This is a genomic window from Roseateles sp. UC29_93, from assembly GCF_042695725.1.
GTDB classification, from domain to species: domain Bacteria; phylum Pseudomonadota; class Gammaproteobacteria; order Burkholderiales; family Burkholderiaceae_C; genus Roseateles; species Roseateles noduli_A.
This window is the reverse complement of the sequence record NZ_CP170545.1, coordinates 2,174,847-2,191,736: the sequence shown is the minus strand read 5'-3', so window position 1 is coordinate 2,191,736 and position 16,890 is coordinate 2,174,847. Positions and strand designations below refer to the sequence as shown.

The 16,890-nt window shown below is 68.6% G+C and carries 13 protein-coding genes, 1 tRNA gene and 2 pseudogenes; 5 read left to right on the top strand and 11 right to left on the bottom strand.

Annotated features, from left to right (window positions below; translation table 11 throughout):
* Window positions 1-19 precede the first annotated feature (19 nt).
* The 4 genes and pseudogenes from ACFJIX_RS10210 to ACFJIX_RS10195 all read right to left on the bottom strand — a co-directional run bounded on the left by ACFJIX_RS10210 (window position 20) and on the right by ACFJIX_RS10195 (window position 5,600).
* The gene (locus tag ACFJIX_RS10210) at window positions 20-844 is read right to left on the bottom strand and encodes a carbohydrate ABC transporter permease (RefSeq protein WP_377159657.1); all 825 of its coding nucleotides are present in this window, start codon (window positions 842-844) and stop codon (window positions 20-22) included.
* A complete protein-coding gene (locus tag ACFJIX_RS10205; protein WP_377159654.1) occupies window positions 831-1,838 on the bottom strand; it encodes a carbohydrate ABC transporter permease in 1,008 nt (335 codons plus the stop codon). The genes ACFJIX_RS10210 and ACFJIX_RS10205 overlap by 14 nt, the downstream gene beginning before the upstream one ends.
* A gap of 10 nt (window positions 1,839-1,848) precedes the next feature.
* Window positions 1,849-3,065: pseudogene (locus ACFJIX_RS10200) on the bottom strand (extracellular solute-binding protein).
* A 90-nt stretch (window positions 3,066-3,155) separates the two neighbouring features.
* Window positions 3,156-5,600 (bottom strand): TonB-dependent receptor, encoded by a 2,445-nt coding sequence (locus tag ACFJIX_RS10195; RefSeq protein ID WP_377159652.1) that lies wholly within the window; start codon window positions 5,598-5,600, stop codon window positions 3,156-3,158.
* Window positions 5,601-5,781: 181 nt separating this feature from the next.
* Here ACFJIX_RS10195 and ACFJIX_RS10190 point away from each other — a divergent pair, with 181 nt between their 5' ends.
* The gene (locus tag ACFJIX_RS10190) at window positions 5,782-7,335 is read left to right on the top strand and encodes a tryptophan halogenase family protein (protein WP_377159650.1); all 1,554 of its coding nucleotides are present in this window, start codon (window positions 5,782-5,784) and stop codon (window positions 7,333-7,335) included.
* Between the two features lie 39 nt (window positions 7,336-7,374).
* Here ACFJIX_RS10190 and ACFJIX_RS10185 read toward each other — a convergent pair whose 3' ends face one another.
* From ACFJIX_RS10185 to ACFJIX_RS10160, 6 genes and pseudogenes are all read right to left on the bottom strand, one after another.
* Entirely contained in the window at window positions 7,375-8,451 is a 1,077-nt protein-coding gene (locus ACFJIX_RS10185) for a LacI family DNA-binding transcriptional regulator (RefSeq protein WP_377159648.1), read from the bottom strand.
* A 236-nt stretch (window positions 8,452-8,687) separates the two neighbouring features.
* Window positions 8,688-8,772, bottom strand: a tRNA-Leu gene (locus ACFJIX_RS10180).
* An 81-nt stretch (window positions 8,773-8,853) separates the two neighbouring features.
* Complete coding sequence (locus tag ACFJIX_RS10175) at window positions 8,854-10,275, bottom strand: FAD-binding oxidoreductase (protein ID WP_377159646.1); 1,422 nt, start codon at window positions 10,273-10,275, stop codon at window positions 8,854-8,856.
* Window positions 10,269-11,354 carry a 2-oxoadipate dioxygenase/decarboxylase family protein gene (locus ACFJIX_RS10170; RefSeq protein WP_377159644.1) on the bottom strand — a complete coding sequence of 362 codons (1,086 nt, stop codon included), beginning with the start codon at window positions 11,352-11,354 and terminating at the stop codon, window positions 10,269-10,271. Before ACFJIX_RS10170 ends, ACFJIX_RS10175 begins: the two co-directional genes overlap by 7 nt.
* On the bottom strand, window positions 11,347-12,852 hold the full coding sequence (locus ACFJIX_RS10165; protein WP_377159642.1) for an aldehyde dehydrogenase family protein: 1,506 nt from the start codon (window positions 12,850-12,852) through the stop codon (window positions 11,347-11,349). Before ACFJIX_RS10165 ends, ACFJIX_RS10170 begins: the two co-directional genes overlap by 8 nt.
* A 60-nt stretch (window positions 12,853-12,912) precedes the next feature.
* A pseudogene (locus tag ACFJIX_RS10160) lies at window positions 12,913-14,006 on the bottom strand (saccharopine dehydrogenase NADP-binding domain-containing protein).
* A gap of 197 nt (window positions 14,007-14,203) precedes the next feature.
* Here ACFJIX_RS10160 and ACFJIX_RS10155 point away from each other — a divergent pair.
* From ACFJIX_RS10155 to ACFJIX_RS10140, 4 genes are all read left to right on the top strand, one after another.
* A complete protein-coding gene (locus ACFJIX_RS10155; RefSeq protein ID WP_377159640.1) occupies window positions 14,204-14,701 on the top strand; it encodes an Lrp/AsnC family transcriptional regulator in 498 nt (165 codons plus the stop codon).
* A 169-nt stretch (window positions 14,702-14,870) separates the two neighbouring features.
* Entirely contained in the window at window positions 14,871-15,005 is a 135-nt protein-coding gene (locus ACFJIX_RS10150; RefSeq protein ID WP_377159638.1) for a hypothetical protein, read from the top strand.
* 37 nt (window positions 15,006-15,042) lie between these two features.
* Window positions 15,043-15,297, top strand: a complete 255-nt coding sequence (locus ACFJIX_RS10145) for a hypothetical protein (RefSeq protein ID WP_377159636.1) — start codon at window positions 15,043-15,045, stop codon at window positions 15,295-15,297.
* A 67-nt stretch (window positions 15,298-15,364) separates the two neighbouring features.
* Complete coding sequence (locus tag ACFJIX_RS10140) at window positions 15,365-15,943, top strand: NnrU family protein (RefSeq protein ID WP_377159634.1); 579 nt, start codon at window positions 15,365-15,367, stop codon at window positions 15,941-15,943.
* 33 nt (window positions 15,944-15,976) lie between these two features.
* Here the strand turns inward: ACFJIX_RS10140 and ACFJIX_RS10135 are convergent, their stop codons facing one another.
* Entirely contained in the window at window positions 15,977-16,876 is a 900-nt protein-coding gene (locus tag ACFJIX_RS10135; protein ID WP_377159632.1) for a hypothetical protein, read from the bottom strand.
* Window positions 16,877-16,890 lie beyond the last annotated feature (14 nt).

Below are 16,890 nucleotides of genomic sequence, written 5' to 3'. Positions count from 1 at the left end.
GCGGGGGAGCGTGCCGGCCTCAGCCGCGCACGGCTCCCGAGGTCAGCCCGGCGACCAGCCGCCGGGCGCTGAAGAAGTACGCCACCAGCAGCGGCAGCATCGCGATGGCGCTGCCGATCATCAGCGCGCCCCATTCGGTGTTGTTGGGCGCCTGCATCGAGCGCAGCGCCAGCGGCAGCGTGTAGTTCTCGGCCGAGCGCATGACGACCAGCGGCGCGACGAAGTTGTTCCAGCTCGCGATGAAGGTGATCAGCCCCAGCGTGCCCAGCGCGGGCGTCAGCAGCGGCAGCACGATGCTCCAGAAGATGCGCAGCTCGCCGCAGCCGTCGATGCGTGCGGCGTCGATCAGGTCGGGCGGGATCGCGGAGCCGATGTACTGCCGCATCAGGAAGATGCCCAGCGCGCTCGCGGCCGCCGGCACATACAGCGCGCGGGGCTCGTCGATCCAGCCCAGCGCGTCCATCACCATGAAGCTCGGGATCATGTGCAGGAAGGCCGGCAGCATCATCGAGCCGAGCACGATCGCGAAGAGCGTGCGCTTGAAGCGGAACTCGTAGATCGCGAAGGCGTAACCGGCCAGCGAGCACAACAGCAGGTTCAGCGCCGTCGTCATCGACGCGACGTAGAGGCTCATCCCGAGGTTGCGCCAGAACGGCAGGCGCTCCTCGAGCAGCCGCAGGTTCGAAGGTGCGGCGTCGCCGAACCACAGCGGCGGCGGCGTATTGAAGATGTCCGTGCGGCCATGCGTCGCGAAGACGAAGGTGAAGTACAGCGGCGCCACCAGCAGCAGCGCGCCCCCGGCGACGATCAGCCCCGCCAGCCAGTTCTTCTTACCGCGTGTCATGGCGACTCCGCGGATCGCGGCCGAAGAGCCGCGCGTTGACCCAGGTCAGCACGGCGATCAGCACGAACATCAACCACGACATCGCCGACGCGGTGCCGAAGTCGCCGTCCGAGAACGCCGTCCGGTACATGAAGATCGCCGTCGTCATCACCGACGACGCGACGCCCTTCTCGCCGTCGACGAGGATGAACGGCTCCTCGAACAGCTGCAGGTTGCCGATGATCGTCAGCGTCACCGCGAAGAACATCATCGGCTTGAGCAGCGGCAGCGTCACGTGCCAGAACTGCTGCCACTCGGTCGCGCCGTCCAGCGTCGCCGCCTCGTAGAGGTCCTTGTCGATGACCTGCAGGCCCGACAGATAGAGCACGAGGTTCCAGCCCAGGTAGCGCCAGAACACGACGAAGGCCACGGCGGGTCGCGTGACGTCGGCGTCTCCCAGCCAGTCGATGCCGCCGTCCTTCAGCGCCGTCAGCGAGGCCAGCGGACTGCCGATGAAAGGGATGCGCGTCAGCTCGGCCAACGCGGCGTTGATCAGGCCGTAGTCCTTGGAATACAGCGTGGTGAAGATCAGCGCGATCGCGACGCTCGACGTGATGTACGGGACGAAATACGCGCCGACGATCAGGTCCCGGCCGCGCTTGAAGCGGCGATGGATGAAGAACGCCAGAGGCAGTGCCACCAGGTGCTGCGGAACGCCGGCCACCAGCGCGAACCAGGCGGTGTTGTAGAGCGCGTCCCAGAACCACGGGTCGGTGAGCGCGTAGCCGTAGTTCTCCAGCCCGACCCAGTGCATCGTGTGCAGGCCCTCGGCCGGATTCCACTGCTGCAGCGACAGGTAGATCGAGAACACCAGCGGGAACAGGCTGAACACCAGGAACAGCGCGAAGAACGGCGCGATGAACAGGTAAGGCGCGAGACGCCGCGAGCGCAGCGCCGGCAGGCGGAACGATGGCCAGCGCAGTGCGGACAGCGAGGGGAATCGACGCGCAGACATGCGTGTGACCTCAGCGGCGGCGCGCGCGGCGTTCGATGAGATGGCGCGCGTCGGCCAGGGCCTCCGCGATGGCCTTGCCCTTGGCGATGACGCGCTCGAACTCGTCGCGGATCACCGTCGTGGCCAGCGCGTCGAAGCGGTTCACCGGGATCGCGGGGATCTGCGACGCGGTCTCGCGCCACAGCTGGCGCGCGCGCTGGCCGCCAAGGAAGGCGATCGGTTCGTCCATCACCGGATCGCGCAGCACCGCGCGCATCGCGGGGAAGCTGTCGAGCACCTTCAGCGACTCGAGCTGCACCTGCGCGTCGGCCGTCATCAAGCGGATGAAGTCCCAAGCGGCCGTCTTGTTGGCGGCCTTCTTCGGGATCGCATAGAACGATCCGCCGTAGGCCGCCTGCACGCCGCCGGGCAGCGGCGCCGAACGCCACAGCCCCGCCGTCTGCGGCGCGATCCAGTTGCGCAACTGGCCGACCAGCCACGCGCCCATCATCTGCGTCGCGATGCGGCCCTGCTTGAAGCCGGCCGCCCAGTCGTTGGTCCACGCGATCGCGCGCGCGTCCAGGCCCGCGCGGCGCGCGGCGCGGCCGAGCTCGAACGCGTGGCGGAAGCGGGCCGATTCGACGAGCACGCGGCCCTCCGCATCGAAGTAGAGCCCCTCGCCGTCCTGAATCCCCTGGCGCAGCGCGATGTCGCGCAGGTCGGCCGCATCGGCCATCGGTACGCGCCGGTGGCCTTGCGGATGCGCTCGCCGGCGGCGAGGTACGAGGACCAGTCGCGGGTGATCTCCGCCTCGCTGACACCGGCCCGGTCGAGCAGATCCTTGCGATAGATCAGCGTGCCGGGGCCGATGTCGGCGGGGATCGCGACCTGCGCGCCGGTCGGCCCCACGCCCTGCGCCATTGCGAAGCGGACGTACTCGTCCGCATGCGCGGCCGCGTTGAACGGCGCCTGGTTCAGGTCGACGAATCCGCCCGAGCCGGCGAACTTGCCGATGTAGCGCAGGTCGATGGCCATCACGTCGGGCAGGCCGGAGCCGGTCGCCAGCGCGGTCGTCATCGACAGGTGGTGATCGGCGTACTGCATCGACAGCAACTTGAGCTCGACGTCCGGATGCAGCGCGCGCCAGCGCGGCGCGGCGGCGATCGCGGCGCGATCGAGATCGGGGGAATGTGGCGACGCGCAGCACCGAGGTCGGCGTGCGCGTCGGGAGCACCTGGGCCGCCGCAGGGAGCGAGGCAGGAACGGCGGCGGCCACCCCGGCAGCCAGCAGCGCGCACGCTGCCGATCGCCGGTTCAGGTGGACAGTCGGCACAGCGCTCAGAAGTTGTAGCCCGCGTTCACGCCGAAGGTGCGAGGCGCCGCGTACTGCGCGGTCCAGACCGGATTGGCGAAGCTGACCGCGCTGCCGGCGCTGGTCTTGATCTTCTCGTCCGAGACGTTGCGCACGAAGCCGTCGACGTACCAGTTCTTCTTCGACGAGTAGCGCACGCTGATGTCCGCCGTCGAATACGCCTTCTGACGATCGCCCTCGCCCAGGTTGAACACCGACAGCCAGTTGGCCGACTGGTAGTGGTAGCTGATGCGCGGCGCGACCTGATCGCCGTTGGCGAGCGGGAAGACGTGTTCGTACATCAGCTGGATCGCCACCTTCGGCGCGTGCGGCAGCTCGTTGCCGGTGACGTTCAGGCAGGTGCCGCCCAGCGTCGGGTCGAAGCAGGTCGGCAGCTGGTAGTCGTTGGACGCGGCCACCAGCGCGCCGAGCTTGGTCTTCGTGTACGAGGCCGACAGCATCAGCTTGTCGTCGTTGGTGATCATCCAGGCGGTCTCGAGCTCGAGACCGGACACCTTCGCGCCCTCCGCGTTGGAGTACGCGAACTGGCGGTTGCCGTTGACGATCACCGGCGCGCTGAACTGGAAGTCCTTGAACTTCATGTGGTACGCGCTGACGTTGAAGGTCATGCGGCCGTCCAGCAGCGAAGTCTTGTAGCCGACCTCGTAGTTGGTGAGCGTCTCCGGACCGTAGGGCAGGCCGCCGTCGCCGGTGCCGCCGGACTTGTAGCCGGTGGACACGCTGCCGTAGGCCATCGAGTTCTTGTCGATGTCGTAGGTCGCGCGCGCCAGCCAGGTGGTCTTGCTGCCCTTGTAGTGCGCGTCGTTGATGTTGCCGGCCTGGTAGCCGTTGGCCGGATCGGTGGGATCGATCGTCGGATTGAGCGGGATCTGCGGCGCCGCCGCGTTGTAGGCCCAGGTCCAGCCGCGGCCGCCGATGTTCTTGCGGTCGTCGTGCGTGTAGCGCAGGCCGCCGGTCAGGTGGAACGCGTCGGTCAGGTTCCAGGTCGCCTGGCCGAAGGCGGCCTTCGAATCGACCGTCTCCTTGGGCTGGATGAACGAGCCCTGCCAGCTCACCGTGCCCTGCTGCGTCCCGTTCATGATCGGGATGTCGAAGCGGATGCCGTTGTCCTCGGCCGCGTAGTACAGGCCCAGCACCCAGTCGATGGTCTGCTTCTGCGTGCTCTGCAGCGTCAGCTCATGGCTCTGGCTGCGGTAGCTGGTCCAGACGGTGTTGTCTTCCTGGTGGTTGGCGCCGGTCGTGAAGCTGGTCGGCATCTGCACGCCGAGGTCCTGGTCGTAGGTGCCCGAGCCCTTGAAGTGCGTGTAGCCCGCGACGTAGGCCAGCGACATGCCGCCCATGTCGTACTCGGCGCGGCTGCGGATCGACGTGGAGTCGCGCTTGAGCGACGGCGCCGTGTCGATCAGCGCGGACCAGAACTTCTGGCCTTCGCGCGGCGTCTGCATCAGGCTCATCGCCGGCGTGCCGCGGTCGGCGAACTGCTCGACCGACACGTCCCAGCGGAAGGCCTTGATCGGCTGCCACAGGAAGCTCAGCCGCGCGGCGGTCTGGTCCTGCGCGTTGTACTTCGGTCCGCCGGTGGTGAACAGGTTGTAGTTGATCGGCTGGAACGGCGGGAAGGTGCCGCCCGTGTTGCCCGCGTTGTACGCCGCCTGCTGCTGCGCCAGCGTGTACTGCGTGGGCTTCTGGTAGTCGACGTAGCCGTCGTGCTGCTCGTGGATGAAGGCCACGCGCGCGGCGAGCGTGTCGCCCAGCGGGATGTTGATCGCGCCCTTCGCGCCCAGGCGGTTGTAGCTGCCGGTGCCGAGCTCGACGTAGCCGGTGTTGTCCTTCAACACCGGCTTGGCCGTCTTCATGTTGATCGTGCCGACGGTGGAGTTGCGTCCCCACAGCGTGCCCTGCGGGCCGCGCAGCACTTCGATGCCGTCCAGGTCGAACAGCATGGTCGCGGCGCCCTCGGGCCGCGGCGCGAAGACGCCGTCGACGAACAGCGCGACCTCGGGGTCGGCGTACTCGGTCTTGGCGGAGTCGTTGCCGATGCCGCGCAGCGTGATGCTCACGATGCCGTGGTCGCCCTGCCCGGTGCCCTGCATGCTGGGCACGAGGTTGAACACGTCGAGCATGCTCTTGACGTGGGCGTCGTCGATGGTCGACGCGCTGATCGCGGTCACCGCGATCGGGGTCTTCTGCAGCGAGGTGCTGCGCTTGGTCGCCGTGACGACGACCTGCGGCAGCGCCTTGTTCTCCTTGGCGTCGGTCGAGGACGCGGAGCTGCTGCTTTCGGCCTGCGGCGCAGGCGCGGGAGCTTCGGTCGATTGGGCGTGGGCGGCGCCGGCCATCAGCGCGAGGACCGCGATCTGGACAGGCGTGGACAGGCCGAGGCGCGGCCGGCGGATGAGGCGGTCAGTCATGTTGTCTCCTGGTGGGCTTTCGATACGAAGCTCTGTTCCGGGTCTTGTTCTTGTAATTTGAGTGCATCGTCAGGCAACGCATGACAACGCTGTCAACGGGTCGATTGACATCGTTGTCATTTTGCTCACTATCATTTACCCGTAGATCGGACCGCGCCCCACAACATCAGGAGACAAGCGCATGCAGCCCATCCAGGACATCCTCATCGTCGGTGGCGGCACGGCCGGCTGGCTGACCGCCGCGTTCCTCGCGCGACAGCTCGGCACCACGCACGGCGGCGTCCGCATCACGCTGGTGGAGTCCAGCGACATCGGCATCATCGGCGTGGGCGAAGGGACCTTCCCGTCGATCCGCGGCACGCTGTCGGCGATCGGCATCGCCGAGGCGGAATTCCTCGAGGCCTGTTCGGCGACGTACAAGCAGGGCATCCGTTTCGAGCATTGGGTGCGGCCGCCGGGGACGCCCGGCGCCGATCACTACTTCCATCCGTTCAGCCAGCCGAGCCAGCGCCCCGGCGCGCCGGAACTGCTGCCGTACTGGCTGTTGGGCGAGGCCGGCGAGGGGCGCGCGTTCGCGGAGGCGGTGACCTTGCAGAAGGCGGTGGCCGATGCCCGGCATGGACCGAAACGCGCGAGCGACGGGGACTTCCTCGGGCCGCTGAACTATGCGTATCACTTCGACGCGGGGCGCTTCGCCGCGCTGCTGGCGGAGCACGGGCAGGCGCTCGGCGTGAAGCGCGTGATCGCGACGGTGGATCGCGTGGACCTCGATGAACAGGGCGCGATCGCCGCGGTGCACACGAAGGAGGCCGGCACGCTGACGGCCGGGCTCTATGTCGATTGCAGCGGCTTCCGCGCGCGGCTGATCGGCGAGGCGCTGGGTTCACCGTTCAAGTCGATGAGCGATGTGCTGTTCGTCGACAGCGCGCTCGCGATGCAGGTGCCGTATGCGAAGCCCGATGCGCCGATCGCGGCGTACACGATCGCGAGCGCGCAGGACCACGGCTGGATCTGGGACATCGGGCTGCAGGAACGCCGCGGGATCGGTCACGTCTACAGCAGCCGGTACTGCGACGACGACGAGGCGGAACGCGCGCTGCGGCGCTACATCGGCCCGGCGTCGGACGCGCTGACGCCGCGCAAGCTCGCGCTCAACATCGGCTACCGCGAGACGCAGTGGGTGAAGAACTGCGTGGCGGTCGGCCTGTCGGGTGGCTTCCTGGAGCCGTTGGAGTCGTCGGGCATCGGGCTCATCGAGACGGCGGCCTATCTGATCGGGCAGCTGTTCCCGTTCAACGGCGACACAGCGCCGGTGGCGAAGCACTTCAACGCGTTCATGAAGGAACGCTACGCGCGGATCGTCGACTTCATCAAGCTGCACTACGGACTGACGCGGCGCACGGACACCGCGTTCTGGCGCGACAACGCGGATCCGGCGTCGTTCACGGATTCGCTGAAGGAGAAGCTCGCGATGTGGCGCTGCCGGCCGCCGCAGCGGCTGGACTTCATCACCGACGTCGAGATGTACCTGCCGGCGAGCTGGCAGTACGTGCTCTACGGGATGGAATTCGAGACCCAGCTCGGGACCGGCGCTGCCGCACTGATGCGCAGCGAGGAGGCCCGGCGGGAGTTCGCGACGATCGCGCAACTCGGCGCGCATGCGCTGCGGGATCTGCCGCCGCATCGGGTGTTGATCGAGCAACTCCTCGCGCGGACGGGACGGCGGGCCGCCTGAAGGCACGTCGCGAGGACGGGCCTCGGGCGCTCGAAGCGCTCAGGGCTTCTTGAGGCGCGGCGCGGTGGTTGTGCCGAGCACCGCGGTGGAGTCGCGCACGACCAGTTCATGCGGCAGGACGCGGTGCCGGGGCTTGGCGGCCTCGTCGGCTTCGGCATCCGGCTCGGCATCGCGCGGCGCGCCGATCAGCAGGTCCACGGCGACGCGCGCCATGTCGTCCATCGGCTGGCGCACCGTCGTCAAGGGCGGCCACACGCGCGCGGCGGCGGGTGTGTCGTCAAAGCCGGCGATCGAGAGATCGCCCGGCACCGCCAGGCCGAGGCGCTGCGCCGCGGCGAGCACGCCCAGCGCCATGTCGTCGTTGCTCGCAAAAACCGCGGTCGGACGCTGGCGACGGCTCAGCAGCTGATAGGCGGCCTCGACACCGGCGTCGAAGGTGAAGTCGCCCTGCACCACCAGGTCCTTGTCCAGCGGCAGCTTGTGCGCCTTCAACGCGGACAGGTAGCCCTGGTACCGGCGCTTGGAAGCGACCTGCTCCTTCGCCCCCTTGATGATCGCGATGCGGGTGTGACCCAGGCTGATCAGCAGGTTGGTGATCTCCTCGGCGGCGTGGACGTCGTCCATGCGGACGCTCGGGTGGTCGGGCTGGTCGGCGGCAGGGGAGATCAGCACGCAAGGGGTCTGGCTCTCGCGCAAGGCGGCCAGGACCTGGGGGTGGTCGCACAGCGGGGGCGTGAGGATCATGCCGTCGGGGCGCAGCGCGGAGACCATGCGGTCGACCTGCATCGCGAGGTCGGGCGCGTCGTTGTGGAGGGACTCGACGACCAGGTGGTAGCCGGCTTCGCGGCAGCGCAGCGTCGCGCCTTGCTGGACACCGCCGACGAAGGCCGCGGACGGGTCGTAGTACAGCAGGCCGATCAGGAAGGAGCGGCCGCCGGCGAGGCTGCGGGCGGATTGCTTCGGGCGGTATTTGAGGTCGGCGACGACCTTCAGGACCGCCTCGCGGGTTTCTGTGTGGACGCCGGGCTCCTGGTTCAGAACCCGGGATACCGTCTTGATGGAGACCCCCGCTTCTCGGGCAACGTCGATGATGGTGGCGGGTTTACGTGGCGGCATATGGGTCCGGAAGGCTCGCCCGACTTTGCCATAGGGAAACGGTCGGCGTGGGAGGGGAGCCCCGGAGCACCTCAGCACCGCTCGCCGACCCCGCAGGAGAGGACTCGGTCACGCAAGCGCGACCCCAGTTTGGACCTCACGGTCCAAACCATTCGAGTCCTCCCGTGATGTCCCCCGGACATCACTTCCTGGGCCTCAGAATGAGAAAAGCCGGCTAGAAGCCGGCTTTTCAGATTTGGTGCCCAGGAGAGGACTCGAACCTCCACGGAGTTACCCGCTAGTACCTGAAACTAGTGCGTCTACCAATTCCGCCACCTGGGCTTTCAGGATTTCTTCCCCGTCACAACTTCCGTTGCAGCGAGGAATCGGACTTTAGCATGGTTTTGAACACTGACAAGCGATTCAACCACCCCAACTCACTTTTCCAAGACGGGCGTGCGGATCCCACAACACCTGTACTCTCCTCGCCCAATCCAGCATCCCCGGCTCCACGCGCTCCCAATGCGCCCGATACGCCGCCTGCAGTTGAGGCCCGACCCCGTGCTCCGCACTGATCGATCCACCCAGCTCCGCGACCAGCGCGTACAGGCCTTCGCGCAGGGTCAGTTCTTGCTCCGGCGTGAGCGCGCCAGCCGTCGCCGGCCACACCATGTTGAAGTGCATCCCACCATCGCCCAGGTGGCCGAAGTCGGCCAGCCGGACCTGCGGGAAGCGCTCGGCCAGCCACGCCGCCCCGCGCTCGCGGAACGCCATGAAGTGCTTGCGCGGCAGCGAGAGATCGAGCCCGATCACCTTGCCCTGCACCCGCAGTCCTTCGCTGATGCGATGGCGCAGTCCCCAGATCGCCTCGTCGGCATCGAGCACGGCATCGCGCACCCGTCCGGATTCGAACTCGCCCTCGAGCCAGCCCTGCAGCAGTCCGTCGAGCGCAAGTTGATCCGCCGGCAGCTCGCTGCTGAGTTCGATCAGCAGGGCGTAGTCCGGCAGTTGCCCTTCGAACCAGCGCGCGACATCCTGGCCATGCAACCCGGCCTCGAGCGCCGCGCGGCTGATGCCTTCGAAGGCCGAGACCAGCCCGCCCCAACGCTGCATCACGTCGGCGTACAGCGGGAACACCTCGGCCAGCGATGCCGGCGCCACCAGCGCCACGGCCCGCTGGCGCGGCAAGGGCGCGAGCTTGATCGTCACCTCGCTGACCAGCCCCAGGCTGCCGGACGAGCCGATGAACAGCTGTCCGAGCGCCAGCGCCGAGTTGTCCTTCTGCAGCCCCTGCCCCAGACGCAAGACCTGACCCGCCGGCTCCGCCAGCACAACCTCCAGTGCCAGCGTGTTGGCGCGCACGTCACCGTAGCGCAGCATCCGCGTGCCGCCGGTGTTGTGAGCGACCATGCCGCCGATCGACGGATCGGCGCTGAGGTCGACGGGGAACCACACGCCGTGCGGCTCAAGACGCTCGTTGATCTCCGACAGCCGGAAGCCCGACGACACGCGCAGCGTGCGATCGAGCAGGTCGAGTTCGAAGACCTCGCGCAGCCGCTCGGTGCTGAGCAGCACCTCGCCGTGCGCATCATCCGGCGTGGCCGCGCGGACCAGCCCGGTGTGCGCGCCCTGCACCACCACACGAAGCCCGCAAGCGGCCGCGAGCGCCAGCACGCGCGCCGCCTCGTCGCGACTGCCCGGACGCACGAGCGCGGCGGCCCGCCCCGCGGCATAACGCGCCGGTTGCAGGAAGCGTGGCTCGATGTCCGCGCCCACCTGGACGAATGCTTCGCCGCAGACGGCGATGGCCTCCGCGAGGAAGCCGCCGGCCTGGAAGCTCAGCACGCCGCGGCCTCGCCCGTCGTGTCGGCGTCCTTGGCCGCGCCCGCCGTCATCTTGAAGATGCCGGTCGCGTTGCCCGCGTCGAAGGCCAGGTCCAGCGCACCGGACTCATCGAGAGGCGCGCGCTGGATGAATTCGTGGAAACTGCCCGGCACTTCGAGCATCACGCGCTGGCCGCGATCGAGGAACTCGCGCATCACGCGCGCCGCCTTGAACGCGGTCTGGCGCACGCGCCCGGTCGCGGAGGTCTCGATCGCGTCCTTCACCGGCCGGTCGAGCGCGCGCTGCGCCGCAACCACCGACTCGATGTCGGCCACGCGATCGGTCGCGTGGTTGAAGGCGTTGCCTTCGGTCGCGATCCAGGCCATCTCGGCCGACTCGGCGAGCAGCACCTGGTAGTCGTCCGCCTCGAACAGCGCATGCTGCCGCGCGAAGCAGCCGACCAGCTGGGGAAGGAGCGCCACCGCGGACGCCGTCGGCAGATCGCCGTCGCGCGCGAGCTGTTCCAGCAGCGCCAGATCGCCCGGTGTCAGCGGATCCTGCGACGTCGCCAGCACCCGCGTCACCGCGCCCTGGAAACTGCCTGAGAAGCGCTCCGGATGCAGCTCCGAGACGAAGAACTGCGCGATGTCCTCGGGGAAGTCGGCGTGGCGCCAGGCGCGGCCGGTCATCTTCAGGCGCGGCAGCGGATACGTCGCCGCCATCGTGAAGCCCAGCGGACGCAACACGCGCGTGATCGCGGCCTCGCCCGGCGGCAGCGCGCCGGACGGCCACGCCACCGTGCGCAGCGCGCCGTGGTCGAAGACCAGTTGCTGTCCGTCGCGCTGAAGGTCGGCCACGTACGCAGCGGCCATCGGCACGCGATCGGTGACGTCGAGGAAGAGCGCCATGTTCAGCGCCTGCGCCAGCTCGGCGCGCGACACGCGCTCGCCCGCGGGGCGCCGCAGGCCCGGCACCACCTGCACTCGGGCGAAGGCGGCGGAGGCCGCCTCTTCGCCGAGCGCGGCTCTCAACACCTGGAAGACGCCGCTGCCGGCGGCTTCGGCCACGCGGGCCTTCAATTCCGCCGTCAGATCAGACATCGAACTTCACACCCTGCGCCAGCGGCAGCTCGCGCGAATAGTTGACCGTGTTGGTCGTGCGGCGCATGTAGGCCTTCCACGCGTCCGAGCCGGATTCGCGACCGCCGCCGGTCTCCTTCTCGCCGCCGAAGGCGCCACCGATCTCCGCGCCCGAGGTGCCGATGTTCACGTTGGCGATGCCGCAATCGGACCCGCTGGCGCTGACGAAGGTTTCGGCTTCCCGGATGTCGTTGGTGAAGATCGCCGAGGACAGGCCCTGCGGCACGTCGTTCTGCAGCGCGATCGCCTCGTCCAGCGTCTTGTACTTCAGCGTGTACAGGATGGGGGCGAAGGTCTCGTGCTTCACGATGGCCGACTGCGCCGGCATGCGGACCAGCGCCGGCACCGCGTAGAACGCCTCCGGATACTGCGACGCCAACGCGCGTTCGCCGCCGCTGACCTCGCCGCCTTGTTCACGCGCGGCGGCCAGGGCCGATTGCATCGCGTCGAAGGCGGCCTTGTCGATCAGCGGGCCAATGAGGTTGCCGGGCTCGACCGGGCTGCCGATCTTGAGCTGCGCGCGGGCGCGGTCCAGGCGGGCGACGAGCTCGTCATGGATAGCTTCATGCGCGATCACGCGGCGGGTCGTCGTGCAACGCTGGCCGGCCGTGCCGTAGGCGCCGAACAGGATGCCGCGCACGGCGAGGTCCAGGTCCGCGCTCGGCGTGACGACGATGGCGTTGTTGCCGCCCAGCTCCAGCAGGCAGCGGCCGAAACGCGCCGCGACGCGCGGGCCGACCGCGCGGCCCATGCGCGTCGAGCCGGTCGCGGAGACCAGCGCCACGCGCGCATCGTCGACCATCGCCTCGCCGACACCGGCGCCGCCGATCAGGACCTGCGACAGGAACTTCGGCGCGCCTTCATAACGGGCGACGGCCTTCTCGAACAGCGCCTGCGTGGCGAGCGCCGTCAGCGGGGTCTTCTCGCTGGGCTTCCAGACACAGGTGTCGCCGCAGACCAGCGCGAGCGCCGAGTTCCAGGCCCACACCGCGACGGGGAAGTTGAACGCCGAGATGATGCCCACCACGCCCAGCGGCAGGTACTGCTCCATCATGCGGTGGCCGGGACGTTCGCTGGCGATCGTCAGGCCGTGCAGCTGACGCGACAGGCCGACGGCGAAGTCGCAGATGTCGATCATCTCCTGCACTTCGCCTTCGCCTTCGCTGGTCACCTTGCCGGCTTCGAGCGAGACCAGGCGGGCCAGTGCCGCCTTGTTGGCGCGCAGCTCCTCGCCGAACAGGCGCACGAGTTCGCCGCGCTTGGGCGCCGGCACGGTGCGCCAGGCCAGGAAGGCCTGCTGCGCGTTCGCGATCGCGGCGGTCATGTCGGCGGCCTTGGCCTCGTGGACCGCGCCGATCACGGCGCCGTCGATCGGGCTGCGGACGGTCATGGCGCCGCCGGTGACGGCGGCGGCCGGCACGCCCAGGGCGGCCAGCAAGTCGGTGGTGGTGGAAGTCATCGGGGAATTCTCCTTCAGCCGTTCAGGCGGGTCGTGCGATCAGCCGATCGAATCGATCGATCAACCAATCGATTCAACCTGACGCGACTGCTGATACGCCTTGCCGAAGCGATTCGCGAGGAAATCGGGCAGCGCCACTTCTTCCTGACGGACGAAGCCCGACTGCGGCAGCTTGCCTTCGCGGAACAGGTCGACCGCGGCGCAGATGCCGGCGGCGGTGGTGATCTGGATCGCCGACAGCGGCTGCGCGCCGTCGCGCTCCGCGAAGATCTTGCGGGCGAAGACTTCCTGCATCAGCACGCCGTTCTTCATGCCCGACACGGTCACGAACACGAGCACCACGTCCTGCATCGTCGCGGGCATGCTCTGCGCATGATGTCCTTGAGCTTCTCCTGGTCGTTCTTCAGCGCCAGGTCGTCCAGCAGGAACATCATCAGGTCGCGATGCCCCGGATAACGGACGGTCTTGTAGTCCAGGTTGCGGACCTTGTTCTCCCAGGTCTCGCACAGCGTGCCCAGGCCGCCGGAGGTGTTGAAGGCCTCGTACTCCGTGCCGTCCAGCGAGAAGTGCTCCAGGCCTTCCAGCGGCAGCGCGGCGATCAGGGCGCCGTCGTGGATCGCCTCGCAGGGATGGCAGTACTCATTGATCAGGCCGTCGACCGACCAGGTCAGGTTGTACTTCAGCGCATTGGTCGGAAACGCGGGCAGCGCGCCGACGCGCATCTTGACGTCGCTGAGCGAGTCGAAGCTCTTGGCCAGGTGGTGCGCGACGATGCCGATGAAGCCCGGCGCCAGGCCGCATTGCGGCATGAAGGCGGTCTTCGCGCCTTCGGCGATGCGCTTGATCTCCTTGGTCGCGGCCACGTCCTCGGTCAGGTCGAAGTAGTGGCAGCCGGCTTCCAGCGCCATGTGCGCGGCGGTGATGGCCAGGTGGTACGGCAGCGCGTTCACGACCACGTCGTTGCCGCGCAGCGCGGCGGCGAGCTGGGCCTTGTCCTCCGTGTCGACGGTCTTCGTCGCGACGCCCTGGCCGGCCAGCAGCTTCAGCGCGCCGGCGTTCTTGTCCATCACGGTGACCTGATAGTCGCCGCTGCCCTGCAGCAGTCGCGCGATGGTCTGGCCGATGTGTCCGGCGCCCAGCAGTGCCACTTTCATGTCGTACTCCTTGTGATCCTGTGCGGATGAGGTTTCAGATGCGATGCGGGCAGTGTCGGAACCTCCGCTGACGAAAGAAAGCGCGAGTTCGACGGAAAACAGGTCGATACTGACGATTCGTCAGCCGGATCATTCATTCCGGCGAAAACGAGGGTTTATCCCGAGAACTCCGTCACAGCCTGTCGAAGGCCTCGCCCATGAATGCCAGGAAGACCGCGCCGGACCCGGCGTCCGAATCGCTCCCCTCGTCGCCCGCGACCCTGCGCGACCGGACCGACCGCGACCTGATCGCGCTGCTGCAGGCGAATGCGCGGGAAAGCACCGCCGACCTTGCACGCAAGTTGGGCGTGGCCCGCACCACCGTGGTGGCGCGGCTGGCGCGCCTGGAGGCCGAGGGCTTGATCGCCGGCTACACCGTGCGTCTGGGCGGCGAGGCGGTCGAGCGCGGCGTGCAGGCCTTCGTCGGCATCACGGTGCAGCCCCGCGCGGGGCGCGAGGTGGTGAAGCGACTCTCGCGACTGCCGGAGTTGCGCCAGCTCGCGTCGGTCAGCGGCGAGTTCGACTACATGGCCACGCTGCGCGCCGACAGCACGGCGCGACTCGATGCGCTGCTCGACGAGATCGGCGACATCGAGGGCGTGATCAAGACGCACACCTCGGTGCTGCTGGCGCTCCGGGTGGACCGGAGCGCGTGACGCTCGCGGCGGCAAGCTCGCGGCGTGAAGCGCGCGTGAGCCCGGCCGCGCGGACCATGTCGGTCTCGTGATGCGTGAGTAACGTCATGTTTTCGACGCCCGCGCTCGTCAACGCGCCGAGCTGGCACGCCGTTTGCAATTCATGAGTCGCCAGCTCAAGGAGCGCACCATGTCGAAGCCCGCCGTCACCGCCAAGTACGTCCCGCCGATCTTCGTCGGCATGAAGGCCCTCGCGATCCTCGCGGTGGCCTGGGGCGCGGTCTATCCGTCGCTGCTGTGGGGTCTCGGCGCCGTGCTCCCCTGAGCGCCGCGGCGACCTCCACGTCCACCGGAGTTCCGCCATGAAAGCCCCTGCCCGTCTCCACGGCGCCGCACCGCCGGTGCCCGCACAGCCGCCCATTGCCGCCCACCGCTGGCGACGCCTGCTGCTGCCCGCGATCGGCATCGCCGTCGCGGTGCTGGCCCTGCTGGCGGCCATGGCGTGGCTCGACCATGCCGAAGGCGATCTGCGCCAGGTCCGTGCCCCGACCGGGGAGCCCGCCGCCACGACGCCGGCTTCTCCCGCATTCCAGCCGTCCGCGACAAGGGTCTCTTGATCCGTCAGGCACTGGTGATGTCCTTCCGGCAGGCGCATAGTCCGCGCCGCAAAGGAGCGACTTCACCATGTGGGCACTCATCCTCGGACTGATCCTCTTCCTCGGGCCGCATTCGGTCCGCATCGTCGCGCCGGCCTGGCGCGACGTCCGCCTCGCCGCGTGGGGCGAGAAACGCTGGAAGCTCAGCTACACCGCCCTCTCCGTGATCGGCCTGCTGCTGATCATCTGGGGCTACGGGCAGGCGCGGCTCGATCCGCACCCGCTGTGGGCGACGCCTCGCGGCATGAATCATCTGGCCGGGCTGCTGATGCTGCCCTCGCTGATCCTGCTGGCGGCCTCGCAGGTGCCCCGCAACCACATCAAGGCGAAGCTGCATCACCCGATGCTGCTGTCCGTGAAGCTGTGGGCCTTCGGTCACCTGCTGGCCAACAACACCGTCGCGGACCTCGTGCTGTTCGGCGCCTTCCTGGCCTGGGCGATCCTGGACTTCCGATCGGCCCGGCGCCGTGGCGCTCCGCCGCCGCCCGCGGGGACCGCCACGGGGACGGCGATCTCGGTCGCGATCGGCGTGGTCGCCTGGATCGCGCTCGTCATGGGGCTGCACCGGCTGATCATCGGCGTCAGTCCCTTCCCGACGATGGGATGAAGGAAGCGCCCTCGGCGGGCGCTTCCTGTCTGCTCAGAGGCTGCGCTTGCGCTGCAGGACCAGCAGCCAGAAGCACAGGCCCGCGATCACCAGGCCGCCGACGAACTGCGGATGCCACGCGGCTTGCAGCACCTGCGGCAAACCCTCCCGGGCGTAGTCCGGGAAGCGGTAGAGCATGTCGAAGAAGTCCTGCATGTTGAGATGGCCCTCGCGGTCCGAGTCGATCACCAGCCTGGTCCCGGTCTGGACCAGCGATGCGCCGACCCCGGCGACCTGCGTGATCAGCGCGTTGCGCAGCACCTCGGCGGCGGTTTCGTTCTTGTAGATGTTGAGGAAGGCCGCGACCGCGATGACGAGCAGCGGCGCGCCCCAGCGCTTGAGCCAGGCCGAGGCCGCCATCAGCGCGAGCACGATCGGCGAGAGCCAGAGCGCCGCGAGTACCAGCCCGACCGCCAGCCGCAGCCCGAGCCACAAGGTAGCCGCAAAGAGCGCCGACCATTGCGTCTGCTGCAGCGCGGCCAGGCCGAATTCCTTGAACGCCATCGCGGACCCGACGATCGCGCCGCCGACCAGGGCCAGCAGCGTGGCGACGACGGGCACCAGGATGCCGTGGGCAACGATCGGCGCGCCGATGCTGGCCGCATGGCTGCCGGGCAGCGAGGACCAGAACTCGATCGAGCGGTCCTGCTGGTCGCGGCGGGCCAGGCCCATCAGCTGGTAGACGGACACGGCCAGGGCCAGCGCCAGCACCAGGCCGACGGTCAGCAGGCCGGCGATCAGCGCCACCGGCTCGGGGCTGGGCACGTCGATGCCGTCGACCTGGCTGAACGGCACCAGCGCCAGCAGCACCAGCACGGGCGCCAGCACCAGGCCGATCCAGGCCCGCTTGTATTGCAGCCACTCGCGCAGCAGCAGCGTGTTGAAGAGCGTCATGGGAGGGTCCTTGG

Coding starts and splice junctions, on each gene's coding strand:
- ACFJIX_RS10210 (WP_377159657.1), bottom strand. CDS start 844: ATGACACGCGGTAAGAAGAACTGGCTGGCGGGGCTGATCGTCGCCGGG.
- ACFJIX_RS10205 (WP_377159654.1), bottom strand. CDS start 1,838: ATGTCTGCGCGTCGATTCCCCTCGCTGTCCGCACTGCGCTGGCCATCG.
- ACFJIX_RS10195 (WP_377159652.1), bottom strand. CDS start 5,600: ATGACTGACCGCCTCATCCGCCGGCCGCGCCTCGGCCTGTCCACGCCT.
- ACFJIX_RS10190 (WP_377159650.1), top strand. CDS start 5,782: ATGCAGCCCATCCAGGACATCCTCATCGTCGGTGGCGGCACGGCCGGC.
- ACFJIX_RS10185 (WP_377159648.1), bottom strand. CDS start 8,451: ATGCCGCCACGTAAACCCGCCACCATCATCGACGTTGCCCGAGAAGCG.
- ACFJIX_RS10170 (WP_377159644.1), bottom strand. CDS start 11,354: ATGTCTGATCTGACGGCGGAATTGAAGGCCCGCGTGGCCGAAGCCGCC.
- ACFJIX_RS10165 (WP_377159642.1), bottom strand. CDS start 12,852: ATGACTTCCACCACCACCGACTTGCTGGCCGCCCTGGGCGTGCCGGCC.
- ACFJIX_RS10155 (WP_377159640.1), top strand. CDS start 14,204: ATGAATGCCAGGAAGACCGCGCCGGACCCGGCGTCCGAATCGCTCCCC.
- ACFJIX_RS10150 (WP_377159638.1), top strand. CDS start 14,871: ATGTCGAAGCCCGCCGTCACCGCCAAGTACGTCCCGCCGATCTTCGTC.
- ACFJIX_RS10145 (WP_377159636.1), top strand. CDS start 15,043: ATGAAAGCCCCTGCCCGTCTCCACGGCGCCGCACCGCCGGTGCCCGCA.
- ACFJIX_RS10140 (WP_377159634.1), top strand. CDS start 15,365: ATGTGGGCACTCATCCTCGGACTGATCCTCTTCCTCGGGCCGCATTCG.
- ACFJIX_RS10135 (WP_377159632.1), bottom strand. CDS start 16,876: ATGACGCTCTTCAACACGCTGCTGCTGCGCGAGTGGCTGCAATACAAG.